This is a genomic window from Streptomyces longisporoflavus (genome assembly GCF_014649775.1).
GTDB lineage: Bacteria > Actinomycetota > Actinomycetes > Streptomycetales > Streptomycetaceae > Streptomyces > Streptomyces longisporoflavus.
In genome coordinates, this window is the sequence record NZ_BMTR01000131.1 from 1 (window position 1) to 736 (window position 736).

General features: G+C 72.0%; 1 protein-coding gene. It reads right to left on the reverse strand.

The window, feature by feature from the left end; translation table 11 throughout:
- The coding region (locus IE226_RS43720; RefSeq protein ID WP_190087104.1) for a beta-ketoacyl reductase at positions 1-736 on the reverse strand (736 nt) is incomplete at both ends.

The window sequence follows — 736 nt, forward strand, 5'->3', positions numbered from 1 at the left end:
GGCCACGACATCGACCACCCCGCCCAGCAGCTCGGCACCCAGATGCGCCGCCAGCGCGGCCGGAGTCGGATAGTCGAACACCAGCGTCGCCGGCAACACCAGCTCAGTAGCCGCGTTCAGCCGGTTGCGCAGCTCCACCGAACTCAGCGAGTCGAAACCCAGCTCCTTGAACGCCCGCTCCGCAGCAACCGCCTGCGCCGAACCGTGCCCGAGAACCGCGGCCACGTGCCCCAGCACCAGATCCAGCAGCGCCTTCTCCCGCTCCGCGACCGGCAGCCCCGCCAGCGACCGCGCCAACGCGGAACCCACGACGGCACGACCGGCCTCGACCGTCCTGCGCACGGCGCCCCGCACCAGACCACGCATTATGTGCGGCACCGGCTGCGACCGCGCCTGCCGACGCAGCACCGACAGATCCAACGGAATCGGCACCAACGCCGCACGCCCCGTGGAACCCGCCGCATCGAACAGCGCCAGGCCCTCGACCGCACCGATCGGGATCGCACCACCGCCGGTGATACGGCGCACGTCAGCCTCGTCAAGGCTCCCGGCCATGCCGTCCGCATCTGCCCACAGGCCCCACGCCAACGACGTCGCCGGCAGCCCGGCGGCGTGGCGGTGCTGGGCGAGGGCGTCCAGGAAGGCGTTCGCCGCCGCGTAGTTGCCCTGGCCGGCGCCACCGAAGACACCGGCGGCGGACGAGAACAGCACGAACGCCGAGAGGTTGAGGTCACGG